This window comes from Vibrio sp. D173a, from assembly GCF_030248475.1.
Genome location: NZ_JAHGAH010001532.1, coordinates 1 through 979, shown reverse-complemented (window position 1 = coordinate 979; position 979 = coordinate 1). Strand labels below are relative to the sequence as shown.

Sequence of the window (979 nt, the reverse complement as noted above, 5' to 3'; positions counted from 1 at the left end):
CGCCCCAATCTCTACAAGAGGGCTTTAAGCAAACCGCTGAAGCCTTTCTTCAATCAAAGAAAAGTAGTGATAAAGCATGATTCGTTTAATTGATTTCCTAGCTGCCTTTTTTGGTTTGCTTTTTTTGTCGCCTGTATTACTCATTGTTACCATCATTGGCTTGTTTGATACAGGTTCGCCTATTCTTATTCAGGAAAGAGTAGGACGTAACAAAAAACCATTCAAACTTATTAAGTTTCGTACTATGTCTGTCGAAACGAAATCAGTGGCTAGCCATTTAGCCAACAATGCATCGATTACTAAGTTAGGTGCATTCTTGCGCAAGACTAAAATTGATGAACTTCCGCAGCTGATTAATGTTGTTAAGGGTGAAATGAGCCTAGTTGGCCCGCGCCCCAACTTATTTAACCAGGAAGAGTTGATTAAAGAGCGTGACGCACACAGTGTTTATGACGTATTACCCGGGATTACCGGCTTAGCTCAAGTGCAAAATATCGATATGTCTACGCCCCAATTATTGGCTAAAACTGACAAACAGATGATAGATTCATTAACACTAAAAGATTACTTTAAATATATCATTATGACCGCAACTGGAAGTGGGGCCGGTGATGCAGTGAAATAGAAGATATTTCAAAGGTCTATCTTTTTTATTTTAATTAACGAACACGTTTGGCTATTTATGAAAATTGCAATTGCCGGTACAGGCTATGTAGGCTTATCAAATGCGATGTTGTTGGCTCAACATCATGAAGTTATCGCTGTTGATATTGTCGAAGAAAAAATAAGGCTACTTAACGATAAAGTGTCTCCTATTGCTGATGCGGAGATTGAAGAATTTTTGGCAAATAAGCCATTAAACTTTATGGCTACTCTTGATAAAGAGCTTGCCTATTCAAATGCAGAGTATGTAGTGATTGCTACACCTACCGATTATGATGTTGAAACTAACTATTTCAATACTTCTTCAGTAGAGATG

At 37.9% G+C, this 979-nt stretch carries 1 protein-coding gene and 1 pseudogene; both read left to right on the top strand.

Annotated features, from left to right (window positions below; translation table 11 throughout):
- The first annotated feature begins 76 nt into the window (after positions 1-76).
- Positions 77-625 (top strand): sugar transferase, encoded by a 549-nt coding sequence (locus KIV40_RS34555; RefSeq protein ID WP_285353966.1) that lies wholly within the window; start codon positions 77-79, stop codon positions 623-625.
- 57 nt (positions 626-682) lie between these two features.
- Positions 683-979: pseudogene (locus tag KIV40_RS34550) on the top strand (UDP-glucose 6-dehydrogenase); the annotation flags it as partial.